Here is a 21,020-nt window from a genome sequence, read left to right as displayed (position 1 = left end):
GTTCATCACGACAAGCCGTCCGGGTCACGACAGGGGTCACGTGCAAGGCATCGATCGAGCCGGCGCCGACGCGAAACTGCGCCTGGCTCTCGCAGCCGTCGCGCCCGGCACCAACCTGCGCGAAGGGCTGGAGCGGATCCTGCGCGGGCGCACCGGCGCCCTGGTCGTGCTGGGCTACGACAAGACCATCGAGGCCATGTCCACCGGCGGGTTCAGCCTCGACGTCGAGTTCAGCGCCACCCGGCTGCGCGAGCTGGCCAAGATGGACGGCGCCATCGTCGTCGACCGCGACTGCACCAAGATCCTCAAGTGCGCCACCCAGCTCGTACCCGATCCCTCCATCCCGACCACCGAGTCCGGCACCCGGCACCGCACGGCCGAGCGGGTGGCCAAGCAGACCGGGTTCCCGGTCATCTCGGTCAGCCAGTCCATGCGCATCGTCGCCATCTACGTCGACGACATCCGCTACGTGCTCGAGGACGCCGGCCAGATCCTGTCCCGCGCCAACCAGGCGCTGGCCACCCTCGAGCGCTACAAGCTGCGCCTCGACGAGGTGTCGGGCACGCTGTCGGCGCTCGAGATCGAGGACCTCGTCACCGTCCGCGACGTCGTCTCGGTGGCGCAGCGCCTCGAGATGGTGCGGCGCATCTCGGTCGAGATCGACGGCTACGTCGTCGAGCTCGGCACCGACGGCCGCCTGCTCAGCCTGCAGCTCGACGAGCTCGTCGCCGGCGTCGACTCCGACCGCGAACTGGTCATCCGCGACTACCTGCCGGCGCCGTCCGGCCGGCGCAAGCGCAGCCTCGGCGAGGCCATCAGCGCCCTCGACACCCTGTCCGGCACCGAGCTGCTCGACCTCGGCGCGGTCGCCCGGTCCCTCGGCTTCCCCGGCGGCGGCGAGCAGCTCGACGCGGCAGTGAGCCCGCGCGGCTTCCGGCTGCTGGCGCGTGTGCCGCGCCTGCCCGACAGCGTCATCGACCGCCTGGTCGAGCACTTCGGCGGGCTGCAGAAGCTGCTGGCCGCCAGCGTCGACGACCTCCAGGCCGTCGAGGGCGTGGGCGAGTCCCGCGCCCGCAGCGTCCGCGAGGGCCTCTCCCGGCTGGCCGAGTCCAGCATCCTCGAACGCTACGTCTGACGGGACCTTCCATCGAGGCTGGTCGCCGGGGTCTCGGCGCGTGGTTGCGTGGGGTTCCCCCGTCCCCCTGCTGCCCATTTTCTTAGCCGCGAACGGTCGCCTCAAGTCCGCGCGCTCTGTGCTTGCGTGCCGCTGGTGTTGGGGCGCTTGGACTTGACCCGCCCGCTCGCGGCCTAAGAACGGGCAGCTATCAGGGGGACGGGGGAGTCTGGCGACGGGTGCGCTCTCGGGAGGCCCTTGGCGGTCCACGATGTGGGATTTCGGGGGCGTTTGCTGGGCCGCCCACCACGATTACCCGAGCCTCATCACGCCTGCAATCGTGTTGAGGCTCGGGTAATCGTGGTGATGTAGCGGATCGTTGATGATCATCGCTGTCCACAGCCCGGCAAACGGGGCGAAACGGGCGCGCACGACGGCGAGGCGTGCCCAGGGCCTCCCCGTCCCCCTGATAGCTGCCAGGTTCTTGGCCGGGTGCGTGCGGGTCAAGTCGAAGCCCCCCGACCACAGCAGCGACCCAACACCAGAGGGCGCCGACTTGAGGTGTGCGTGCGCGGCTAAGACACTGGGCAGCAGGGGGACGGGGAGCCACCTCACCACCCCCGCAGAACCTCTGCCCCGCCCAGCCCGGGAACGACTCGTGGGCCCGGCCGCCTCTGGCGAGGTGACCGGACCCACGAGCACTCATTCATTCATTTCTCATCACGGCGGCGGGTGGAGCCGCCGTGCTCGATCGCCGGCACAGGGGCCCGGCGAGTCTCAGAGGGACTTCGCCGCCTGCGCCTCGATGGCCGGCTCGGCGATGCCGCCCTGCGGGACCTCGACGCTCAGCTCGGGGAAGCTCAGCAGCCCGATCTCGGCGCTGGCCACCTCGACGTCACCCACGACGGGGACCGGGACGCTCAGCGTGACGCGGACCGCGAGGCCGCCGCCCGACGCCGACGCGACGGTGCCGTCCTCGGCCAGGACGGTGTCGTCCTCGCGGTAGTCGGCGAAGTTCAGGTTGACCGACACGCCGCCCAGGTCGAAGGTCTGGTCGAAGCCCGGCTCGACGTCGATGACCTCGTCGTCACCGACGTGCAGCTCCAGGGCCGGCAGCTCGTAGTCGAACGTCGCGCCACCCGGCTCGCCGGTCGCCTCGAGACGGCCCCACGCGTTCGGGGTCTCGCCGTCGTCGGAGCCCGCGAAGCCGAGCGAGATGCCGCCCTCGGCCGCCCCGCCCAGGACGCTCAGGTCGGCGAACCGGCCGCTGACCTCGACGTAGCCGCCCAGGCTGCCGTCGTCCTTCGGGAAGGTCCCGGTCTCCTGGAGCAGCTGGCCGGCGCCGACGGTGACCAGCGGGCCGCCGACGGGCAGCTCGATCGGCAGCAGGTCCGCAACCGCGCCCAGGTCCGCGACGTCGACCAGGTCGACCTCGCCGACGCCCGAGTACAGCGACGTGAGCACGCCACCCTCCGCGTCCTTGGTGATGAGGTCCTGGTTCCAGTTCGCCTTGACCTCACCGGAGATCGCGTCCAGGTCGCCGACGATCGGCACCTCGAGGCCGTGCAGGCCGTAGGTGGCCGACTCGGGCTCCTCGGGCAGCGCGACCTGCTCGACGAGGTAGGGAACGTCGAACTCGGCACCGGCGCCACCGATGCTGGCGATCGTGCCGAACGCGCGGGAGAAGACGCCCTCGTCCTCGCCCTCGACGCCCGCGGAGTTCGCCTCGGACTCGATCTGCCCGACGGTGACGTGCGCGTCGAGCGCCGGCACTTCGATCGGGAGCGGCGCGTCTGCCCCGGTCCGCACCTGTGCGGTGGCGTAGTAGCCGTCCGCGGCGATCCTGAACTCGCCGGAGCGCTGGTCCGGCCCGGCGGCCTGGCCGGACTCGGCGGCTTGTGCCTGCAGTCCGGCGGCCGTGCACGCCAGTGCCGCGCCTGCGACCCCCGCGACCACCTTGACCGCACCACGACGCACACGCCGCCCGTCAGTCGCTTCCAGTGTCATCCGCTGCTCCTTCTCCATGCGCTTTGTTCTCCCGATTCCGGACCCATTGGACGAAGAAGTCCGAATTGATCGGTGCGTGAAAGTTGATCACGCGTCAATGACGCTAACTACGAGACTCATGACCAGTCAATGAAGATCACGAATAATCGTCATCGACAACTGGAGAATTCAACTCCGCCCGCCCCGATGACGGCGAACGTCCGCATTCGTCCGGTGCGTAGAATCGGGAGCCTGATGCACGCAGATGTCCTGTCCTGGTACGCCGCCAACGCGCGCGACCTTCCGTGGCGCGCGCCGGACCGGACGCCGTGGGGCGTGCTCGTCAGCGAGATCATGCTGCAGCAGACGCCGGTCGTCCGGGTCGAGCCGGTGTGGCACGAGTGGATGCGCCGCTGGCCGAGCCCGGCCGACCTCGCCGCCGAGGATCCTGGCGAGGCGATCCGCGCCTGGGGCCGGCTGGGCTACCCCCGCCGGGCGCTGCGGCTGCACGCGGCCGCCACCGCCATCGTCGAGCGGCACGACGGCGCCGTCCCCGCCACCTACGACGAGTTGATCGCACTCCCGGGCATCGGCGACTACACCGCGGCGGCCGTCGCGTCGTTCGCGTTCGGCGCGCGGCACGCCGTCCTCGACACCAACGTGCGCCGCGTGTTCGCCCGCGCCGTCGCCGGTACCCAGTACCCGCCCACCGCCCCCACCGCCGCGGAACGCCGGACGGCGACCGAGCTGCTCCCCGACGCCGCCACGGCGCCGACGTGGGCCGTCGCCGTCATGGAACTCGGGGCGCTGGTCTGCACGGCCCGGTCGCCGCGCTGCGCGGCCTGCCCCATCGCCGCCGAGTGCGCCTGGCGGCTGGCCGGCTCGCCTCCCGACGACGGCCCGCCGCGCCGGGGCCAGGCCTGGCACGGCACCGACCGCCAGGTGCGCGGGCGGCTCATGGCCGTCCTCCGCGAGGCCGTCGACCCGGTCCCGAAGCGGCTGCTCGACGCCACGTGGGCCGAGCCGGTGCAGCGCGAGCGGGCCCTGGACGGCCTGGTCGCCGACGGCCTGGTCGAGCCGCTCGACGGTGACCTGTTCCGTTTGCCGTCGTCACGCCCGACGTGACCACTCTTGACCACTGGTAATCATTTCGCTACGGTCCGCCCCAAGCTGGCTCGCTGAAAACGGCAACCGTCCATGCTCGGGAGGCCCCGCATGTCCCGGATCCACCGTCGCAGCCTGGTCCGCGCCGCCGCGGCCGCCGGCGCCGTCCTGCTCCTCGCCCCGCCGGCGCTGGCAGCACCGGCGACCGCCGGCACCGACACCGCCGACACCACCTGGGTCACGCAGCAGCTCGCCGACATGACCCTCGAGGAGAAGGTCGGCCAGCTGTTCGTCGTGCAGGTGTACGGCGCCGACGCGCACACCGTGACCGCCGCGCAGCAGGCCAGCAACCAGGCCGCGTACGGCGTCGACACCCCCGCCGAGGTGGTCGAGAAGTACCACCTGGGCGGCGTCATCTACTTCGCGTGGTCGGGCAACGTGAACAGCCCGGAGCAGATCGCGCAGCTCTCCAACGGCCTGCAGGCGACGGCCACGGCCGACGGCGGGCCGCCGCTGATCATCTCGACCGACCAGGAGACCGGCATCGTCGCCCGCATGCCGGCCCCGGCGACGCAGTTCCCGGGCGCGCAGGCGCTGGCCGCGGCGGGCAGCACGAACGCCGCCCGCGAAGCCGCCAAGATCACCGCACGCGAGCTGCGCGCGGTCGGCATCAACCAGAACTTCGCGCCGGTCGCCGACGTCAACGTCAACGCCGAGAACCCGGTCATCGGGGTGCGCAGCTTCAGCTCCGACCCGGCCATGGCCTCGGAGTACGTGGCCGCCCAGGTGGCCGGCTACCAGCACGGCCAGGGCGTGGCGGCCGCCGCCAAGCACTTCCCCGGGCACGGCGACACGTCGACCGACAGCCACTACGGCGTGCCGGAGATCGACCACACCCGCGCGGAGTGGGAGGCCATCGACGCGCCGCCGTTCCAGGCCGCGATCGACGCCGGCATCGACGTCATCATGACCGCGCACATCGTCGTCGACAGCCTCGACCCGACCGGCGTCCCGGCGACGCTGTCACAGCCGATCATCACCGGCCTGCTCCGCGGCGAGCTGGGCTACGACGGCGTCGTCGTCACCGACGCGCTGAACATGGAGGGCGTGCGCCAGGGCTTCGGTCCCGAGCGCGTCCCGGTGCTCGCCCTGCAGGCCGGCGTCGACCAGCTGCTGGTGCCGAAGGACGGCGACATGGACGTCATGTACCAGGCCGTGCTGCAGGCGGTCCGCGACGGCGAGATCAGCGAGGAGCGGCTGGACCAGAGCGTGGAGCGGATCCTCGAGCTCAAGCGGGACCGCGGCATCACCGGCGACGAGCAGGTCGACGTCGACCGCGTCGCCCGCACGGTCGGCGTCCGCGCCCACCAGGCCGCCGCCCAGCGGATCACCGACCCCACGGTCACCGTGCTGCGCAACACCGGGGCCGACGGCGCCGCCGTCCTCCCCGTCGCGCCCACCAGCAGCGTCAACGTCGTCACCGCCATCACGGCCGCGGGCAACGACCTCGCCGCGGCCCTGCAGGCGGGCGGCGCGACGGCGACCGTTCAGGCCGTCGGGACCCGGCCCAGCGACGCCGCGATCGCCGCCGCCGTCCAGGCCGCGCCCGCGCACGACCTCACCGTCGTCGTCACCTCGAACGCCTGGGACACCACGACGACCGACCCGCAGGGACGGCAGCGCCGACTGGTGGCCGAGCTCGCCGCCACCGGGCACCCCGTCGTCGCGGTCGCCGCCCGCAACGCCTACGACGTCGCGTACGTCCCGGAGTCGGCCGGCTTCCTGGCCGCGTACTCGTCGACGACGGTGTCGATGCGCAGCGTCGCGAAGATCCTGACCGGCGCCATCTCCCCCGCCGGCCGGCTGCCCGTCGTCGTCCCCGCCGCCGACGGCAGCGTGCTCTACCCGATCGGCCACGGCCTCACCTGGTGACCCCTGCCCGCACACACCGAGGAGCCCCCATGGACCGCCGCCGCTTCATCGCCTCCGCCGGACTGGCAGCCGGACTGGGCGCCGCCGGCGCCGTCGCAGCCCCTTCAGCCGCCTTCGCCACCCGCGGCGGGTCGGGCCCCGACGACCCCGCCCGGGCCGTGCTCACCGGCGCGCAGAGGCTGGCCGACGACGACTGGACGGCGCTGTCCGGGCATCGGGTCGGCGTCATCTCGAACCCGACCGGCATCCTGCGCGACGCCTCGCACATCGTCGACAGCATGGTGGCCTCCGGCAACGTGGACATCGCCGGCGTGTTCGGCCCGGAGCACGGGTTCCGCGGCTCGGCGCAGGCCGGCGAGGCGGAGGAGACGACGATCGACCCGCGCACCGGCGTCACGGTCTACGACGCGTACGGCGCGCAGGAGGCCGGCTTCATGCGGATGTTCGCCGAGGCCGGCGTCGAGGTCGTCGTCTTCGACATCCAGGACGTCGGCGCGCGGTTCTACACCTACATCTGGACCATGTGGTCGGCCATGCGCGCGGCTGCCCGCATGGGCCTGAAGTTCGTGGTGCTCGACCGGCCGAACCCCGTCGGCGGCACCGCGGCCGGCCCCATGCTGTTCCCCGGCTTCGAGTCCGGCATCGGACAGCGCTACATCGTCCAGCAGCACGGCATGACCGTCGGCGAGCTGGCCCGGTTCTTCAACGCCGAGTTCCTGCCCGACGACGCCGGCGCCTCCGTCGAGGACCTCGAGATCGTGACGATGCGCCGCTGGCGGCCGGGCTCGCGCTACGCCGACACCGGCCTGCCGTGGGTGCTGCCCAGCCCGAACATGCCGACGCCGGACACCGCGCAGGTCTACGTGGGCAGCTGCCTGTTCGAGGGGACGGCGGCATCGGAGGGCCGCGGCTCGACCCGTCCGTTCGAGCTGATCGGCGCGCCGTACGGCACCTACCACTGGTCCGACGCGCTCAACGAGGCCGGGTTGCCGGGCGTCGACTTCCGCGAGGCCTACTTCGTGCCCACGTTCAGCAAGCACGTCGGCAAGGTCTGCGGCGGCGTCCAGCTGCACGTCACCGACCCGTACGCGTTCGAGCCCGTCCGCACCGGCGTCGAGATGGTCGTCGCCGCGAAGCGCCTCTACCCGGACGCGTTCTCGTGGCGCGGCGGCGGCACCAGCGACGGCTTCATCCACCTGCTGCACGGGTCGGACCGGCTGCGGATCATGGTCGACGCGGGCGCCACGGCCGACGAGATCGTCGCCTCGTGGCAGGACGAGCTGGCCGAGTTCGACCGGCGCCGCCAGCAGTACCTGCTGTACCGGGGCCGGCGATGAGAGGGCGCAGAATCGTCCTCGTGACCGTTCTCGCCGCCTTGCTCGGCTCCGGTGCCGCCGCGCCGGCGAGCGCCGACGGCGACGCCGGCCGGTTCGACGACCGGCACGACGACTTCATGTCCGCGCGCACGACGCTGCGCCCGGCCGACCCCGCCGACCTGGGCCTCGACCCGGACCGGATCGGGGCGCTGGTCGAGCGCGCCGCGTCGTACACCGAGACGCCGCCCGGCCAGACCCATCCGCTCTACTCGGGCATGACGGTACTGGCCGCGCACGACGGCAGGGTCGTCGCCGAGGACGCCGCCGGCTGGGCGCTGCGCTTCGCCGACGGCGCCGGCGCCGAGCTGCCGCGGGACCAGTGGATCCCGGCCGCCACCGACACGATCTACGACCTGGCCTCGGTGTCGAAGCTGTTCACGACGATCGTCATCATGCAGCAGGTCGAGGCGGGCCGCGTCGACCTGGACGCGCCCGTCGTCGACTACCTGCCGGCGTTCGCCGCGAACGGCAAGGGCGAGATCACCGTCGAGCAGCTGCTGACGCACACCAGCGGGCTGGTGTCGTGGCTGCCGCTGTGGAGCCGCTGGCCCACCCCTGAGGCGCGGCTGGCGGCCGTGATGGAGACGACGCCGGCCAACCCGCCCGGCACCACGTACCTCTACTCCGACCTCAACATGATCACCGCCGGGATGATCGCCGAGGAGGTCACCGGCCGGCCGCTCGACGCGCTGGTCCGCGACGGCGTCACCGGGCCGCTCGGCATGACCGACACCGGGTACAACCCGCCGGCGGCGAAGCGGGACCGGATCGCGGCGACGGAGTTCCAGTCCGCACCGCCGCGCGGCATCGTCCACGGCGAGGTGCACGACGAGAACGCCTGGTCGCTGAACGGCGTCGCCGGGCACGCCGGGCTGTTCGGCACCGCGCAGGACCTCGCCCGGCTGGCGCAGGCGATCCTCAACGGGGGCGCCTACGGCGGCGAGCGGATCCTGCGGCCGGAGTCGGTCGAGGCGTTGATCACCGACGTGAACACCGAGTTCCCCGGCAACGCGCACGGCATGGGCTTCGAGCTGAACCAGCGTTGGCTCATGGACGCGCTGACGGCGCCGAAGACGGCCGGGCACACCGGGTTCACCGGAACGAGCCTGGTCATCGATCCGCAGTCGCGCTCGTTCGTCATCCTGCTGACCAACCGCGTGCACCCGTCGCGCAACTGGGGCACCATCAACCCGGCCCGGCGCGCCGTGGCACACGAGCTGGCCTACGCGCTCGCCGTCGAGCCACGCGCCGGCGACGACGCCTGGCGGGCGCACGAGGGCGACGCGACCACGTCGACACTGAGCCTGCCCCTCGAGCTCTCCGGCAGCTCGACGCTGCTGTTCGACCTGTTCGTCGACACCGAGTCGACCGATCGGCTCACCCTGGAGATGTCCGCCGACGACGGCGCCACCTGGACGCCGGTGCCCTTCACCGCCCGGGCCGGACGCGACCGCGTCGAGGCCGCCGACGGCGTCATCAGCGGCTACCAGGGCCGGCAGTGGTGGACCGTGCGCGCCGGCGTCCGCGGCGACGGCGACACCGTCCTGCGCTGGCGCTACGTCACGGATGCGCTCTACGAGGGCCGCGGCGTCTACGTCGACGGCGTCAAGGTGCGCACGCGCGGCAAGCCGGTGTTCGACGGCGAGCGGCACCCCGAGCGGTTCGAGGCCGAGGGCTGGGTCAGATCAGGTCGATGAGGTCGGCCACCGAGTTCATGACGTGGTTGGGCTGGAACGGGAAGCGGCCGATGTCGGCGCGGGACGTGGAGCCGGTCAGCACCAGGTAGGTGCGCAGGCCGGCCTCCATGCCCGCGACGACGTCGGTGTCCATGCGGTCGCCGACCATGGCCGTCATCTCGGAGTGCGCCTCGATGCGGTTCATGGCGCTGCGAAACATCATCGGGTTCGGCTTGCCCACGTAGTACGGGTCGCGGCCGGTCGCCCGGGTGATCATGGCGGCGACGGCGCCCGTGGCCGGCAGCGGCCCGTCCTGCGAGGGGCCGGTGGAGTCGGGGTTGGTGGCGATGAACCGCGCACCCTCGCCGATGAGCCGGATCGCCTTGGTGATCGCCTCGAACGAGTACGTGCGGGTCTCGCCCAGCACCACGTAGTCGGGCTTGGTGTCGGTGAGCACGTAGCCGATCTCGTGCAGCGCCGTCGTCAGCCCGGCCTCGCCGATGACGTACGCCGTGCCGCCGGGGTGCTGGTCGTCGAGGAACTGCGCCGTCGCCAGCGCCGAGGTCCAGATGGCCCCCTCGGGCAGCTCGAGGCCGCTGCGCGCCAGCCGTGCGGCGAGGTCGCGCGGGGTGTAGATGGAGTTGTTGGTCAGCACCAGGAAGCGGCGCTCACGGTCGGCGAGGCGGCGCAGGAAGTCCGCCGCCCCGGGGATCGCGCGGTCCTCGTGCACGAGGACGCCGTCCATGTCGGTCAGCCAGCACTCGATCTCACGGTCGCTCACGGGTCCACCCTAGGGAGCGAACGCCCTGTCGGTCACACCCTGTCCGAATCGCCGACGGCCGGAGCCGCCGATCGGGTACTGTCGCCGGGGTTTGCCCGAATACGACACCACTCAGGAGTACATAGCCATGACCCGTACCACCAGGACCGTTCCGATGCTCGGCGCGGCGGCCGCCCTCGTGCTGGCGCTGACGGCGTGCAGCAGCGACAGCGGTTCGGAGTACTGCGACCTCATCTCGGGCGCCGAGGAGAACAGCAGCCTGACCGAGGCCGACCCCACCGACCCGGAGGCGATGGACGAGATCACGTCCACGTTCCGCGACATCACCGATGCCGCTCCCGACGACATCAAGGGCGACTGGGAGACCCTGACCTCGGCATTCGAGTCGTTCGCCGCCGGCGAGGCGCCGACCGACCCGGAGTCGACCGCGGACATGGACACCGCGCTGGAGAACATCGAGCAGCACGTCCAGGACGAGTGCGACATCGAGCTGAGCTGAGTTCGACCCGCACGCGAAACGGCCCCGGAGCGCTCGCTCCGGGGCCGTTCTGCGTCAGGCGCGTCTCACGACGACGTCTTGTCGCCCTTCGTGGCCGCCGCCGTGCCGCTGGCGGCGCCGGCGCCGACCGGCGTGGCCACCTCGGCCAGCTCGGACTTCGGGCTGCCGGTGAAGGTGAACTTCGCCTCGGTGCCCTCGCCCTCGACGTCGACCAGGACGAGCTCGCCCGCCTTGAGGTCGCCGAAGAGGATCTTCTCCGACAGGGTGTCCTCGATCTCGCGCTGGATGGTCCGGCGCAGCGGCCGGGCGCCCAGCACGGGGTCGAAGCCCTTCTTCGCCAGCAGCTCCTTGGCCGCCTGCGTGAGCTCGAGGCCCATGTCCTTGTCGCGCAGCCGCTCGTCCAGCTCGGCGATCCGCAGGTCGACGATGCGCAGCACCTCGTCCTGGGTCAGCTGGTGGAACACGACGATGTCGTCGACACGGTTGAGGAACTCGGGCCGGAAGTGCTGCTTGAGCTCCTCGGTGACCTTGGCCTTCATGCGGTCGTAGCTGCCGCCGGTGTCGTCGGCCGCGGAGAAGCCGAGGTTGACGCCCTTGGCGATGTCGCGGGTCCCCAGGTTCGTGGTCATGATGATCACGGTGTTCTTGAAGTCCACGACCCGGCCCTGCGCGTCGGTGAGCCGGCCGTCCTCGAGCACCTGCAACAGCGAGTTGAAGATGTCGGGGTGGGCCTTCTCGACCTCATCGAAGAGCACGACCGAGAACGGACGCCGGCGCACCTTCTCGGTCAGCTGGCCGCCCTCTTCGTACCCGACGTAGCCGGGCGGGGAGCCGAACAGTCGCGAGACGGTGTGCTTCTCGGAGAACTCGCTCATGTCGAGCTGGATGAGCGCGGACTCGTCGCCGAACAGGAACTCGGCCAGCGTCTTGGACAGCTCGGTCTTACCGACACCGGACGGGCCGGCGAAGATGAACGAGCCACCGGGACGCTTCGGGTCCTTGAGGCCGGCGCGCGTACGGCGGATCGACTTGGACAGCGCCGAGATGGCGTCCTCCTGGCCGATGATCCGCTTGTGCAGCTCGTCCTCCATGTGGAGCAGGCGGGAGGTCTCTTCCTCGGTGAGCTTGAAGACCGGGATGCCGGTCGAGAACGCCAGCACCTCGGCGATCAGCTCGTCGTCGACCTCGGCGACGACGTCGAGGTCGCCGGCCTTCCACTGCTTCTCGCGCTCGATCTTCTGCGCGATGAGCTGCTTCTCCTTGTCGCGCAGCGACGCGGCCTTCTCGAAGTCCTGCGAGTCGATCGCGGACTCCTTCTCGCGCCGCACCTCGGCGATGCGCTCGTCGAACTCGCGCAGGTCCGGCGGCGCCGTCATGCGACGGATGCGCAGCCGCGCCCCGGCCTCGTCGATGAGGTCGATCGCCTTGTCCGGCAGGTACCGGTCGGAGATGTAGCGGTCGGCCAGCTGCGCCGCCGCCACCAGGGCGCCGTCGGTGATGGAGACCCGGTGGTGCGCCTCGTAGCGGTCGCGCAGACCCTTGAGGATCTCGATGGTGTGCGCGAGGGTCGGCTCCTGCACCTGGATGGGCTGGAACCGGCGCTCGAGGGCGGCGTCCTTCTCGACGTACTTGCGGTACTCGTCGAGCGTGGTGGCGCCGATGGTCTGCAGCTCGCCCCGGGCCAGCATGGGCTTGAGGATCGACGCGGCGTCGATGGCGCCCTCGGCGGCACCCGCCCCGACGAGGGTGTGGATCTCGTCGATGAACAGGATGATGTCGCCGCGGGTGCGGATCTCCTTCAGGACCTTCTTCAGCCGCTCCTCGAAGTCACCGCGGTAGCGGGAGCCCGCCACCAGCGCGCCGAGGTCGAGCGTGTAGACGTGCCGGTCCTTCAGGGTCTCGGGCACCTCGCCCTTGACGATGGCCTGCGACAGACCCTCGACGACGGCGGTCTTGCCGACGCCGGGCTCGCCGATGAGCACGGGGTTGTTCTTGGTACGGCGGGACAGCACCTGCATGACCCGCTCGATCTCCTTCTCGCGGCCGATGACCGGGTCGAGCTTGCCCTCGCGGGCGGCCTGGGTCAGGTTGCGGCCGAACTGGTCGAGAACGAGCGAGCTGGACGGCGCCTCGCCCTGGGGGCCGGCACCGGCGGTGGCCGCCTCCTTGCCGCCCTGGTAGCCCGACAGCAGCTGGATGACCTGCTGGCGGACGCGGTTGAGGTCGGCGCCGAGCTTCACCAGGACCTGGGCTGCGACGCCCTCGCCCTCGCGGATGAGGCCGAGCAGGATGTGCTCGGTGCCGATGTAGTTGTGGCCGAGCTGCAGCGCCTCGCGCAGGCTCAGCTCGAGCACCTTCTTGGCCCGCGGCGTGAACGGGATGTGCCCGCTCGGCGCCTGCTGGCCCTGGCCGATGATCTCTTCGACCTGTTGACGCACGGCCTCGAGCGAGATGCCGAGACTCTCGAGCGCCTTCGCCGCCACACCCTCGCCCTCGTGGATGAGGCCCAGGAGGATGTGCTCGGTGCCGATGTAGTTGTGGTTGAGCATCCGGGCCTCTTCTTGGGCCAGGACGACAACACGCCTCGCGCGGTCGGTAAACCTCTCGAACATCAGTGGCGCTCCTTGCCGAGCGGTCGGCTGTGGAGACGGGGACTCCACATCTGACCATTCGATGCTATATCCGCCGGCCGGTTCCCTCTGCGCGGTGCTCTGTGAGCGAGACGGCGGCGGCGGATCCTTCTGTCCTTACTGTGCCTGCAAGAACACCACGCCGGGTACCCGATGTTCCACTCGATAGCCGCCTTGGCCCCTGAGTTCGCTGCGGGCGAAGTTCCGTAGAGTGGCCCGATGCGCCGGACGGTGGTCTTCCTCGCCGTGACGGCGGCAGTGGCGGCGGGTTGCGGGAGCAGCGCCGATCCCGTCCCGGAAGAGAGCCCGTCGCCGTCCGGCATCGCCCAGGTGGGGCCCACGGTGGCGCAGCCCACGCCGTCGCCGGCCCCCACGCCGGCCGGGTCGTGGGACGAGCTCCGCGGCCGGCTCGAGGCGCTGGACGCCGACGTCGGCATGCTGGCGGCACGGGTCGCTGACGACGGCACGTGCGTCCCGGTGGCGGAGCTCGACCCCGGGACGCCGCGGCCGCTCGCGTCGATCTTCAAGCTGTACGTGCTGGGCGCGGTGGCGGCCGCCGCCGACGCCGGCGAGCTGGGCTGGGACGACGAGCTCACCATGAGCGGGAGTCTGCGCAGCCTGCCGTCCGGCGAGCTGCAGGACCTGCCCGACGGGTCCGAGGTGCCGGTGTCGCTGGCGGCGGCCAAGATGATCTCCGTCAGCGACAACACCGCTGCCGACCTGCTCATCGACCACGTCGGCCGGCGGGCCGTCGAGGAGGCGATGACGGCGCTGGGGCACGCCCGCCCCGGGCTGAACGAGCCGTTCCTCACCACGCGCGAGTTCTTCACCCTCGGCTGGGGCGCACAGGACCTGCGCGACGACTGGGCCCGGGCGGGGGCGGCGGCGCGGCTGCGGATCCTGACGGCGCTGCCCGGCGGACCGCTGCGGGTGAGCGGCCGCGACATCGAGGACCCGGCGTGGGAATCCGGGATCGACTGGTTCGGCTCGGCGGGCGACGTCTGCTCGGCGCTGGCGGCGCTGCACGGCCCCGGCTGGTCCACCGGGACGACGCAGGTGCTGCGGTCGGTGCTGGGCCACAACCGGGGCGTGACGATCGACCGCGAGGCCTGGCCGTACGTCGCCTTCAAGGGCGGCAGCGCACCAGGGGTGCTGACGGCGTCGTGGTTCGGGGAGCGGGCCGACGGCGAGCGCTACGTCTTCGTCATGCAGGCGGCGTCGCCGGACGCGGACGCGCTGTCCGACAGCGAGGCGTACTTCCGGCTGGGCGAGGACGCGTTCGACCTACTGGAAGATCACCAGGGGCCGTAGGGGCCGTCGTGGGTGTTGGAGCCGCGCCGGCCGCCGCGGTACTGGCGCACCGCCGGGCGGACGTCAACGAGGTAGACGGCCGCGCCGACCACGCCGAGCAGGTTCACGAAGAACAGCGGCGACGGGAAGAGCGCGATCTCGACCAGCGTGGCCACGCCGAGGATGCACAGCCAGATGGTCTTGCTCCACTTGCCCGCGGCGGGGAAGGCCTGCTGCGGCACGCGGAGCGCGTCGACGAAGGCGAACCCCTTCAGCCCCAGTGCGCCGACGCCCAGCAGCACCAGGATCCAGGACTGGAAGTCACCGAAAGCGTTGGGGCCCATGGCGCCACTCTACGTGATCGACCGGGAGTCACCACCGTCGGAACGGCGGCGACTCCCGGTGTGCGCCGAGGTCAGCGCTTGGTCTTGAGGTCGTCGGCGGCCTTCTCGGTGATCCCGGCGACCTCGTCGGCGGCGTCGGCGACCTTGCCGCGCAGGTTCGCGACGGCGGTCTCGACCGACGGGCCGTACTCGGCGCGGAGCTTGGTGACGACGCCCTCGCCGCGGGTGGCGAAGCCGTCGTAGGCCTTGCCGGCCTCGCGACCGGCCTCGGTCAGCAGCTCGCGGACCTTCTGCGGGAGGTCGGCGGCCTTGGCCTGCGCCGTGAGCAGCAGGTCCGGCAGGCCCTCGCGGAACGCCTTGACGTCGGCGGGGAGGTCGGCGAAGCGGGTGCGGAACTCGGCACGCAGCTTCTCGTCGTTGACGGCCTCGGCGACGCGACCCGGCAGGTGGCGCAGCGCCTCGACGGCCGCGTCGGCAGCACCGGCGGCCGCGAAGAGCGGCTTGCGGTCGGCGTTGGCCTCGGTGGTCTCGTTGGTCTCGGTGGCAGACATCTCCATCAACCTTCTCTCTCGGTGCCGTGCCGCGCGCTGGTGGCGGCGCGGAACGACGCGTACACGTCGAGCAGCGCACGCTTCTGCTGCTCGTCGAGGTGCGGGTCGGCCAGGACGGCGTCCTCGACGCTGTGGTCACCGCTGGGTTCGTCCAGCAGGCCGGCCCGGACGTAGAGCGCCTCGGAGGAGATCCGCAGCGCCTTGGCGATCTGCTGGAGCACCTCGGCCGACGGCTTGCGCAGGCCGCGCTCGATCTGGCTCAGGTACGGGTTGCTGACGCCGGCGAGGTCGGACAGCTGCCGCAGCGACAGCTGCGCGGTGCGCCGCTGCTCGCGGAGGAACTCGCCGATCCCGGCCTTCGTCATGTACTCGACGGTAGCTAACTTTTGCAAGCAAATGCAAGCGCTATGCTAACTCGGCGCTAGCGAGCCTCGTCACGTTCGATGGCGGCGACGATCGACGACGGCGTCAGCGGCAGGTCCCGTACGCGGACCCCGACCGCCCGGGCCACGGCGGCCGGTAACGGCCCATGCCGCGCGGGGTGCCCACCGCCGTCGCGCTGATCATGGCGAGCAGCATGCAGGCGCTGCGGTACAAGGTGACCCTCCAGGCCCGCCACGTGCGCCTGTGATCCCGGACAGGCCCGCATTTCCAGGCTCCTGCCCGCGAACCGGCGGACACCCCGGAATCCGGCGCATAGCTGCCAGATCCGGACCGCAAGCGTCGGATTCCCGGGCGTGCGCCGGATTGCGAGGCGTCGCCACGTGAGCGTCGGCTAGGGAGCGGCGGGGACGACCGGGAGGCCGCGCTCGAGCTCGGCCAGCGTGAGCAGGACCAGCGACGACGTCCAGGCCAGCGGTGCGACGGAGGCCGGTGTGGCCTCGGCGTCGACCTTCTCGGGCAGCGAGCCGAGCGGCGTGCGGTAGGTGTCGAGGAAGGTCAGCAGCCGGTCGGCGTCGGCGGAGTCGCCGTTGCCGGCCATGGCCAGCGCGAGCAGCGCGGTCTCGGGGGTCCACGCGACGTCGACGTCCTTGCGCCAGGCCTCGCCGGGGCGGTGGCCGCCGTTGGGTACCCGCAGCGCGATCTCCGTCGCCCGCACGGCATCGGTGACCTGCGGCGTCGCCGGGGCGAACGGCGGGGCGAGGAAGGTGACCGCGGCGTCGGCGCCGCCGTCGGGCAGGGTGCGCGGGTAGCCGTGCCGGCCGAACTCGCGCTCGATGGCGTCGTCGAGGCGGCGGGCGGCGTTGTCCCACACGAACGGGTCCTCGACACCCATGAGCGGGGCGAGGGCCAGGGCCGCGCGCAGGCCGAGCGAGACCGGCGCGGCCACGCCGAGCGTGAGGTCGGACTCGTCCTTCTCCCAGTAGTCCGACGACGGCTCCGGCAGCCCGTCGTCGTCGAGGGACCGGACCAGGGCGTTGGCCGAAACGATGACCGCGGGGCGCAGCTCCTCGAGGATCTCGGCCGCGACGTCGGGCTCGACCTCGCGCGACACCAGCCACACGGCCCAGAGCACCCAGCCGGCGCTGTCGAGCTGCTTCGGGCGGTCGTCGGGCGGGCCGGAGCCGTCGGCGAGGTAGCGGGCCTCCCACTCGCCGTCCCACGGGGCCACGCGGGCAAGGAATCCGAGCACGTCGGCGGCCTCGCGGTCGTGGCCGGTGACGGCGTACGCGGCGGCCGCGAACGACGCGTCGCGCGGCCAGACGTGCTTCCAGGCGGTGACCGGCGCGGCCATGAGCGCGCCCGTCGGCGAGGTCAGCGCGCGGAGGTCGAGCAGCGCCCGCTCGGACATGGCGTGGTAGCGGGTGCCGTGGCCGGGGATGACGCCGTCGGCCAGCCAGTCGCGGTCGGCGTCGATGCGGGCGGCGGTGGCGGGATCGGCCCGGTTCGCGCTGCTGAGCACGCTGGTGCCGGGGATGAACGCCGCGCCGGAGTCGGCCGGCACCGTCGCCACGCCACCGTCCGGCTCGACCATGACGCCGTCGGCGCGCAGCTGCAGAACCGTCCCACGGGTCGGGGCCATGCTGAGTGCGGCGATGACGAGGATCACCGCCGGGAGCCCAATGCGCCACGCGAGGCGGCGGGACGATCGCACGACACCAGCGTACGTGGTCCAGACCTCTCGGACGTTTGCTGCCGGGTCACGGTTCGGACGCCCTTCGTTCGCCCGACGTTGGGGCTGGTGTCGATGATGGTGCCGTGAGCCCATCGACCCCACCGCCGGACTCGCGACTGGCCCGCCGCCTCGGCACCCGCGACGCCGTCGCCGTCGGCCTCGGCGCCATGATCGGCACCGGCGTCTTCGTCGCCTGGCAGCCGGCGGCCGAGGCCGCGGGCGCCTGGCTGCTGACCGGGCTGGCGATCGCCGCGTTCGTCGCCTTCTGCAACGCCACGTCGACGGCGCAGCTCGCGGCGGTGCACCCGCAGGCCGGCGGCGCCTACCACTTCGGGCGGCTGCGGCTGGGCGAGGTCTGGGGCGCGCTGGCCGGCTACGCGTTCGTGCTGGGCAAGTCCGCGTCGTGCGCGACGGCGGCGCTCGCGGCCGGGGCGTACCTGTGGCCGTCGCAGGACCTGGCGGTCGCGCTGGCGGCGGTCGTGGCGGTGACGGCGGTCAACCTGGCGGGCGTGACGAAGACGGCGCGGGTGGGCGCGGTGCTGGTCGGCGTGGTCGTGGTGGTGCTGGCGGTGGTCGTAGTCACCGGGCTGGGCGGCGCGGGGGTGGCGTCGGGCTGGTCGTCCGGCGTCTCGTCGGGCGGCCTGCTGGGCGTGCTGGGCTCGGCGGCGGTGCTGTTCTACGCATTCGCCGGCTACGCCCGCATCACGACCCTGGGCGAGGAGGTCCGCGAGCCGGCCTCGATCCCCCGCGCCGTCGTCGTCACGCTGGCGGCGGTGCTGGTGCTGTATGCGGTGGTCGGGCTGACGGTGCTGCTGGTGCTCGGCGCCTCGGGGACGGCGGCAGCCGCGGACCCGCTGCGCGCGGTCGCGGCGGCCGCGGGGGCCGGCTGGCTGGAACCGGTGGTCGTGGCCGCGGCCGCGGTGGCGGCACTCGGCGCGCTGCTGTCGCTGCAGGCCGGCGTCGGGCGGACGGCGTTCGCCATGGCCTCGTCCGGCGATCTGCCCCGGGCGCTGGCGGCCGTGCATGCGCGGCGCCGGGTGCCGCACCGCGCCGAGCTCGCCTCCGCGGTCGTGACGGTGCTGTTCGTGCTGGTCGGCGACCTCGCGACGACGCTCGCGGCCAGCGCCTTCGCGGTGCTCGTCTACTACGCGGTGGCCAACGCGGCCGCCTGGCGGCTGGCGGCGGCCGAACGACGCTGGCCGCGTTGGCTGTCGGCGATCGGGCTGGTCTCGTGCGTGCTGCTCGCGCTGTCGCTCCCCTGGCGGACCGTCGCGATCGGCGCCGCCGTCCTCGCCGTCGTCATGCTCCTGTGGCGGCTCCTGCGGCGCCGCTCCGCACCGGCGTGAACGGTCAGCCCAGCCAGAGCACCCCGGCAGTACGCCCTTCGGCAGGGCGGCGATCTGATCCAGGACCTCGCCGACCGTCTCTACGGCGTACACGTCAGAGGCACAGCCGCGCCTTCGTCGTCTCCCACGGCTCGGTGGGAACGTCCTGGCCCCTGGACAGCCGGTCGGCGTGATCGAGCATGCGCCGATGGGATTGGGGGTCCTGAGCGGACCACACCACGCGCTGCCAGCGCCGGAGCATTGTCAGAACGCCCGTGAGGTCGAGCGACTCGGTCGCTTCGGCCATGGCGCGGCGGTACTCGCGGTCGAACTCGCCCGCCTCCTGGGGTGGGAGCGCGGCACGGATGGCACTGGGCGCGACCGGCCCGGGCAGCTCGCCCCAGGATTCAGCGGTCGCGGTCATGACACCACCATAGCGAGACTGGGCCGGTCCGGCCCGAGGACTGACCCGCGCGTCGATCAGTTCCAGTCGATGGCGACGCGGAGGTCGCCGACGGGGACACCGCCGCCGAGGACGGGGGCGGTGGCGAGCTTGTCGAGCACCGGGGCGTCGACGCCGAGGCGCTGGAGGGCGGCGACCATGACGACCGTGCGGGCGCGGAAGCCGCCGTCGTCGATCTTCAGGGCGAACGCGCGGCCGTCGTCGAGGGCGCCCGCCAGCACGGCCTCGGCGCCGGCCTTGCAGAACAGGCCGGGCACGCCGCCGATCAGCTCGGCCTCGTCGCGGGTGCTGCCGCTGGTGTACTCGGGGTGCGCCTGGATCGCGTCGACGACGCGACGTTCCGGGGTCCCCGGCTCCGCCAGCGCGAGCGAGCGGAACATCCGCGCCAGCCCGGTGAGGGTGACGGCGAACAGGGGCGCGCCACAGCCGTCGACCCCCGTGCGGGCGACCGCCTCGCCGGCCAGCTCCGCCACGGTCGCACCGATCGCGGCCTGCAGCGGGTGGGCCGGATCGAGGTACCCGTCGGTCGGCCACGAGTTGACGACGCAGGTGAGCAGCATGGCGGCGTGCTTGCCGGAGCAGTCGGCCGTCAGCGACGACGGCTCGCCGCCTTGGCGGACGTACGCGACCATGGTCTCGGGGTCGATCGGGTAGCCCGGCGTGTTCCGCAGCGCCGGCACGTCGAGGCCGCCGAGGGCCAGGATGCGACGCACGCCGTCGAGGTGGAACGGCTCGCCGGAGTGGCTCGCCGCCGCCAGCGCGAGCAGCTCGCCGTCGAGCGGCAGCCCGAGCCGGAGCATGGCGGCGGCCTGGGCCGGCTTGTTCGACGACCGCGGGTACATGGGTGCTTCGGTGGCCCCGACGGCGAATGCGGCGGTCCCGTCGGCGTTCAGACCCACGACGGATCCCCGGTGCCGGGACTCGACGAGCCCCGATCGGACCACTTCTGCCACCAGGACGGCGTCGCCCGCGTGCATGTCGCTCCCTCGCCTTCACGTCGCCATTCGGTGCGACGATCCTGTCACGAGGGAGCGACCGCCCGCGCCGTCAGACCGTGAAACCGCCGTCCACCAGCACCGACGTCCCGGTGATGAAGCGGCCCTCGTCGCCGGCGAGGTGCGCGACGGTGGCGGCGATCTCGTCCGGGCCGGCGTATCGGCCGAGCGCCGTGTGCGACCGGATGACGTCCGAGTACGGCCCGTCCGCAGGGTTGAGGTCGGTGTCCGTGGGCCCGGGGTGCACCAGGGTGGCCCGGATGCCCCGGCCGCCGAGGTCGCGGGCCAGCCCCTTGGTCAGCCCGACCAGAGCCGTCTTGCTCATCGAGTAGAGCCCGTAGCCGGGGAACACCGTCCGGTCGGCGACGAGGCTGCCGATGGTGACGATGCTGCCGCCGCCGGTCATGTGCCGCGCGGCCGCCGTCGACGCCACGAACGGCGCCCGGACGTTGACCGCGACGGTGCGGTCGAACTCCTCGACGCCGAGCTCGTCGATCGGCCCGACGGGGTAGAGCGCGGCGCTGTTGACCAGGATGTCCAGCCGGCCGAACCGATCCGCGACGGCGTCGACGGCGGCAGCCAGCGCCTCGGCGTCGGCGCTGTCGACGGGCAGGGCGAGCGCCCGCCGTCCGGCCGCCTCGACCGCCTTCACCACCGTCTCCGCCGCGGCGGAGTCGCGCAGGTAGGTGAAGCCGACGTCGGCGCCGTCGCGGGCCAGCCGGCGGACGACCGCCGCGCCGATGCCGCGGCTGCCGCCGACGACCATCGCGACCCGGCCGTCCAAGGGGGTGTGCGTGTGCGTGTTCATGCCCTCGATGCTCCGGCGGCCCGACGGCGG

The 21,020-nt window shown here is 72.5% G+C and carries 18 protein-coding genes; 8 read left to right on the top strand and 10 right to left on the bottom strand.

Annotation, left to right across the window (positions count from 1 at the left end):
* Positions 1-40: 40 nt before the first annotated feature.
* Positions 41-1,135 carry a DNA integrity scanning diadenylate cyclase DisA gene (gene disA, locus HD601_RS12765; RefSeq protein WP_141711408.1) on the top strand — a complete coding sequence of 365 codons (1,095 nt, stop codon included), beginning with the start codon at positions 41-43 and terminating at the stop codon, positions 1,133-1,135.
* Between the two features lie 756 nt (positions 1,136-1,891).
* On the opposite strand, the gene HD601_RS12760 is transcribed toward disA, so the two are convergent.
* Positions 1,892-3,121 (bottom strand): hypothetical protein, encoded by a 1,230-nt coding sequence (locus HD601_RS12760; protein WP_184822410.1) that lies wholly within the window; start codon positions 3,119-3,121, stop codon positions 1,892-1,894.
* 234 nt (positions 3,122-3,355) lie between these two features.
* Here HD601_RS12760 and HD601_RS12755 point away from each other — a divergent pair, with 234 nt between their 5' ends.
* The 4 genes from HD601_RS12755 to HD601_RS12740 all read left to right on the top strand — a co-directional run bounded on the left by HD601_RS12755 (position 3,356) and on the right by HD601_RS12740 (position 9,209).
* Positions 3,356-4,225 carry an HhH-GPD family protein gene (locus HD601_RS12755; RefSeq protein WP_221440893.1) on the top strand — a complete coding sequence of 290 codons (870 nt, stop codon included), beginning with the start codon at positions 3,356-3,358 and terminating at the stop codon, positions 4,223-4,225.
* A 90-nt stretch (positions 4,226-4,315) separates the two neighbouring features.
* Entirely contained in the window at positions 4,316-6,136 is a 1,821-nt protein-coding gene (locus tag HD601_RS12750; protein WP_184822409.1) for a glycoside hydrolase family 3 protein, read from the top strand.
* A 29-nt stretch (positions 6,137-6,165) separates the two neighbouring features.
* Entirely contained in the window at positions 6,166-7,473 is a 1,308-nt protein-coding gene (locus tag HD601_RS12745; protein ID WP_184822407.1) for an exo-beta-N-acetylmuramidase NamZ family protein, read from the top strand.
* A gap of 20 nt (positions 7,474-7,493) precedes the next feature.
* Entirely contained in the window at positions 7,494-9,209 is a 1,716-nt protein-coding gene (locus tag HD601_RS12740) for a serine hydrolase (protein WP_221440892.1), read from the top strand.
* Here HD601_RS12740 and HD601_RS12735 read toward each other — a convergent pair.
* Positions 9,193-9,933 carry an HAD-IIA family hydrolase gene (locus tag HD601_RS12735; RefSeq protein WP_184829768.1) on the bottom strand — a complete coding sequence of 247 codons (741 nt, stop codon included), beginning with the start codon at positions 9,931-9,933 and terminating at the stop codon, positions 9,193-9,195. The two genes, HD601_RS12740 and HD601_RS12735, sit on opposite strands and share 17 nt — an antisense overlap.
* A 163-nt stretch (positions 9,934-10,096) precedes the next feature.
* On the opposite strand from HD601_RS12735, the gene HD601_RS12730 reads away from it, so the two are divergent.
* Positions 10,097-10,468, top strand: coding sequence for a hypothetical protein (locus HD601_RS12730; RefSeq protein ID WP_184822403.1), 372 nt, complete (start codon positions 10,097-10,099; stop codon positions 10,466-10,468).
* A 65-nt stretch (positions 10,469-10,533) separates the two neighbouring features.
* On the opposite strand, the gene HD601_RS12725 is transcribed toward HD601_RS12730, so the two are convergent.
* The gene (locus HD601_RS12725; RefSeq protein WP_184822401.1) at positions 10,534-13,080 is read right to left on the bottom strand and encodes an ATP-dependent Clp protease ATP-binding subunit; all 2,547 of its coding nucleotides are present in this window, start codon (positions 13,078-13,080) and stop codon (positions 10,534-10,536) included.
* 237 nt (positions 13,081-13,317) lie between these two features.
* Between HD601_RS12725 and HD601_RS12720 the strand changes: the two genes are divergently transcribed.
* Positions 13,318-14,409, top strand: a complete 1,092-nt coding sequence (locus tag HD601_RS12720; protein WP_184822399.1) for a serine hydrolase — start codon at positions 13,318-13,320, stop codon at positions 14,407-14,409.
* Here the strand turns inward: HD601_RS12720 and HD601_RS12715 are convergent.
* The 4 genes from HD601_RS12715 to HD601_RS12700 all read right to left on the bottom strand — a co-directional run bounded on the left by HD601_RS12715 (position 14,394) and on the right by HD601_RS12700 (position 17,378).
* Positions 14,394-14,732: a DUF2516 family protein gene (locus HD601_RS12715; protein ID WP_184822397.1), complete on the bottom strand. Its 339-nt coding sequence runs from the start codon at positions 14,730-14,732 to the stop codon at positions 14,394-14,396. The genes HD601_RS12720 and HD601_RS12715 overlap by 16 nt on opposite strands.
* A gap of 71 nt (positions 14,733-14,803) precedes the next feature.
* Entirely contained in the window at positions 14,804-15,283 is a 480-nt protein-coding gene (locus HD601_RS12710) for a hypothetical protein (RefSeq protein ID WP_184822395.1), read from the bottom strand.
* A 5-nt stretch (positions 15,284-15,288) separates the two neighbouring features.
* Entirely contained in the window at positions 15,289-15,648 is a 360-nt protein-coding gene (locus HD601_RS12705; RefSeq protein WP_184822393.1) for a helix-turn-helix domain-containing protein, read from the bottom strand.
* A gap of 410 nt (positions 15,649-16,058) precedes the next feature.
* On the bottom strand, positions 16,059-17,378 hold the full coding sequence (locus HD601_RS12700) for a glycoside hydrolase family 15 protein (protein WP_184822391.1): 1,320 nt from the start codon (positions 17,376-17,378) through the stop codon (positions 16,059-16,061).
* Positions 17,379-17,482: 104 nt separating this feature from the next.
* Between HD601_RS12700 and HD601_RS12695 the strand changes: the two genes are divergently transcribed.
* Positions 17,483-18,745 (top strand): APC family permease, encoded by a 1,263-nt coding sequence (locus HD601_RS12695; protein ID WP_343076404.1) that lies wholly within the window; start codon positions 17,483-17,485, stop codon positions 18,743-18,745.
* Between the two features lie 94 nt (positions 18,746-18,839).
* Here the strand turns inward: HD601_RS12695 and HD601_RS12690 are convergent, their stop codons facing one another.
* The 3 genes from HD601_RS12690 to HD601_RS12680 form a co-directional block, all read right to left on the bottom strand.
* The gene (locus tag HD601_RS12690; RefSeq protein WP_184822389.1) at positions 18,840-19,148 is read right to left on the bottom strand and encodes a DUF6247 family protein; all 309 of its coding nucleotides are present in this window, start codon (positions 19,146-19,148) and stop codon (positions 18,840-18,842) included.
* A 56-nt stretch (positions 19,149-19,204) separates the two neighbouring features.
* On the bottom strand, positions 19,205-20,164 hold the full coding sequence (locus HD601_RS12685; RefSeq protein WP_184822387.1) for an asparaginase: 960 nt from the start codon (positions 20,162-20,164) through the stop codon (positions 19,205-19,207).
* A gap of 70 nt (positions 20,165-20,234) precedes the next feature.
* A complete protein-coding gene (locus HD601_RS12680) occupies positions 20,235-20,990 on the bottom strand; it encodes an SDR family NAD(P)-dependent oxidoreductase (protein WP_184822386.1) in 756 nt (251 codons plus the stop codon).
* Positions 20,991-21,020: the final 30 nt, after the last annotated feature.

This window comes from Jiangella mangrovi, from assembly GCF_014204975.1.
GTDB classification, from domain to species: Bacteria; Actinomycetota; Actinomycetes; order Jiangellales; family Jiangellaceae; genus Jiangella; species Jiangella mangrovi.
Note: the sequence above shows the minus strand (reverse complement) of the source record. Positions and strands in the feature narration are given on the sequence as shown.

Bases quoted from the DNA above. Each gene is read 5' to 3' on its own strand.
- HD601_RS12760 (WP_184822410.1), bottom strand. From the start codon at position 3,121: ATGACACTGGAAGCGACTGACGGGCGGCGTGTGCGTCGTGGTGCGGTC.
- HD601_RS12755 (WP_221440893.1), top strand. From the start codon at position 3,356: ATGCACGCAGATGTCCTGTCCTGGTACGCCGCCAACGCGCGCGACCTT.
- HD601_RS12750 (WP_184822409.1), top strand. From the start codon at position 4,316: ATGTCCCGGATCCACCGTCGCAGCCTGGTCCGCGCCGCCGCGGCCGCC.
- HD601_RS12745 (WP_184822407.1), top strand. From the start codon at position 6,166: ATGGACCGCCGCCGCTTCATCGCCTCCGCCGGACTGGCAGCCGGACTG.
- HD601_RS12735 (WP_184829768.1), bottom strand. From the start codon at position 9,933: ATGGACGGCGTCCTCGTGCACGAGGACCGCGCGATCCCCGGGGCGGCG.
- HD601_RS12730 (WP_184822403.1), top strand. From the start codon at position 10,097: ATGACCCGTACCACCAGGACCGTTCCGATGCTCGGCGCGGCGGCCGCC.
- HD601_RS12725 (WP_184822401.1), bottom strand. From the start codon at position 13,080: ATGTTCGAGAGGTTTACCGACCGCGCGAGGCGTGTTGTCGTCCTGGCC.
- HD601_RS12720 (WP_184822399.1), top strand. From the start codon at position 13,318: ATGCGCCGGACGGTGGTCTTCCTCGCCGTGACGGCGGCAGTGGCGGCG.
- HD601_RS12715 (WP_184822397.1), bottom strand. From the start codon at position 14,732: ATGGGCCCCAACGCTTTCGGTGACTTCCAGTCCTGGATCCTGGTGCTG.
- HD601_RS12710 (WP_184822395.1), bottom strand. From the start codon at position 15,283: ATGTCTGCCACCGAGACCAACGAGACCACCGAGGCCAACGCCGACCGC.
- HD601_RS12705 (WP_184822393.1), bottom strand. From the start codon at position 15,648: ATGACGAAGGCCGGGATCGGCGAGTTCCTCCGCGAGCAGCGGCGCACC.
- HD601_RS12690 (WP_184822389.1), bottom strand. From the start codon at position 19,148: ATGACCGCGACCGCTGAATCCTGGGGCGAGCTGCCCGGGCCGGTCGCG.
- HD601_RS12685 (WP_184822387.1), bottom strand. From the start codon at position 20,164: ATGCACGCGGGCGACGCCGTCCTGGTGGCAGAAGTGGTCCGATCGGGG.
- HD601_RS12680 (WP_184822386.1), bottom strand. From the start codon at position 20,990: ATGAACACGCACACGCACACCCCCTTGGACGGCCGGGTCGCGATGGTC.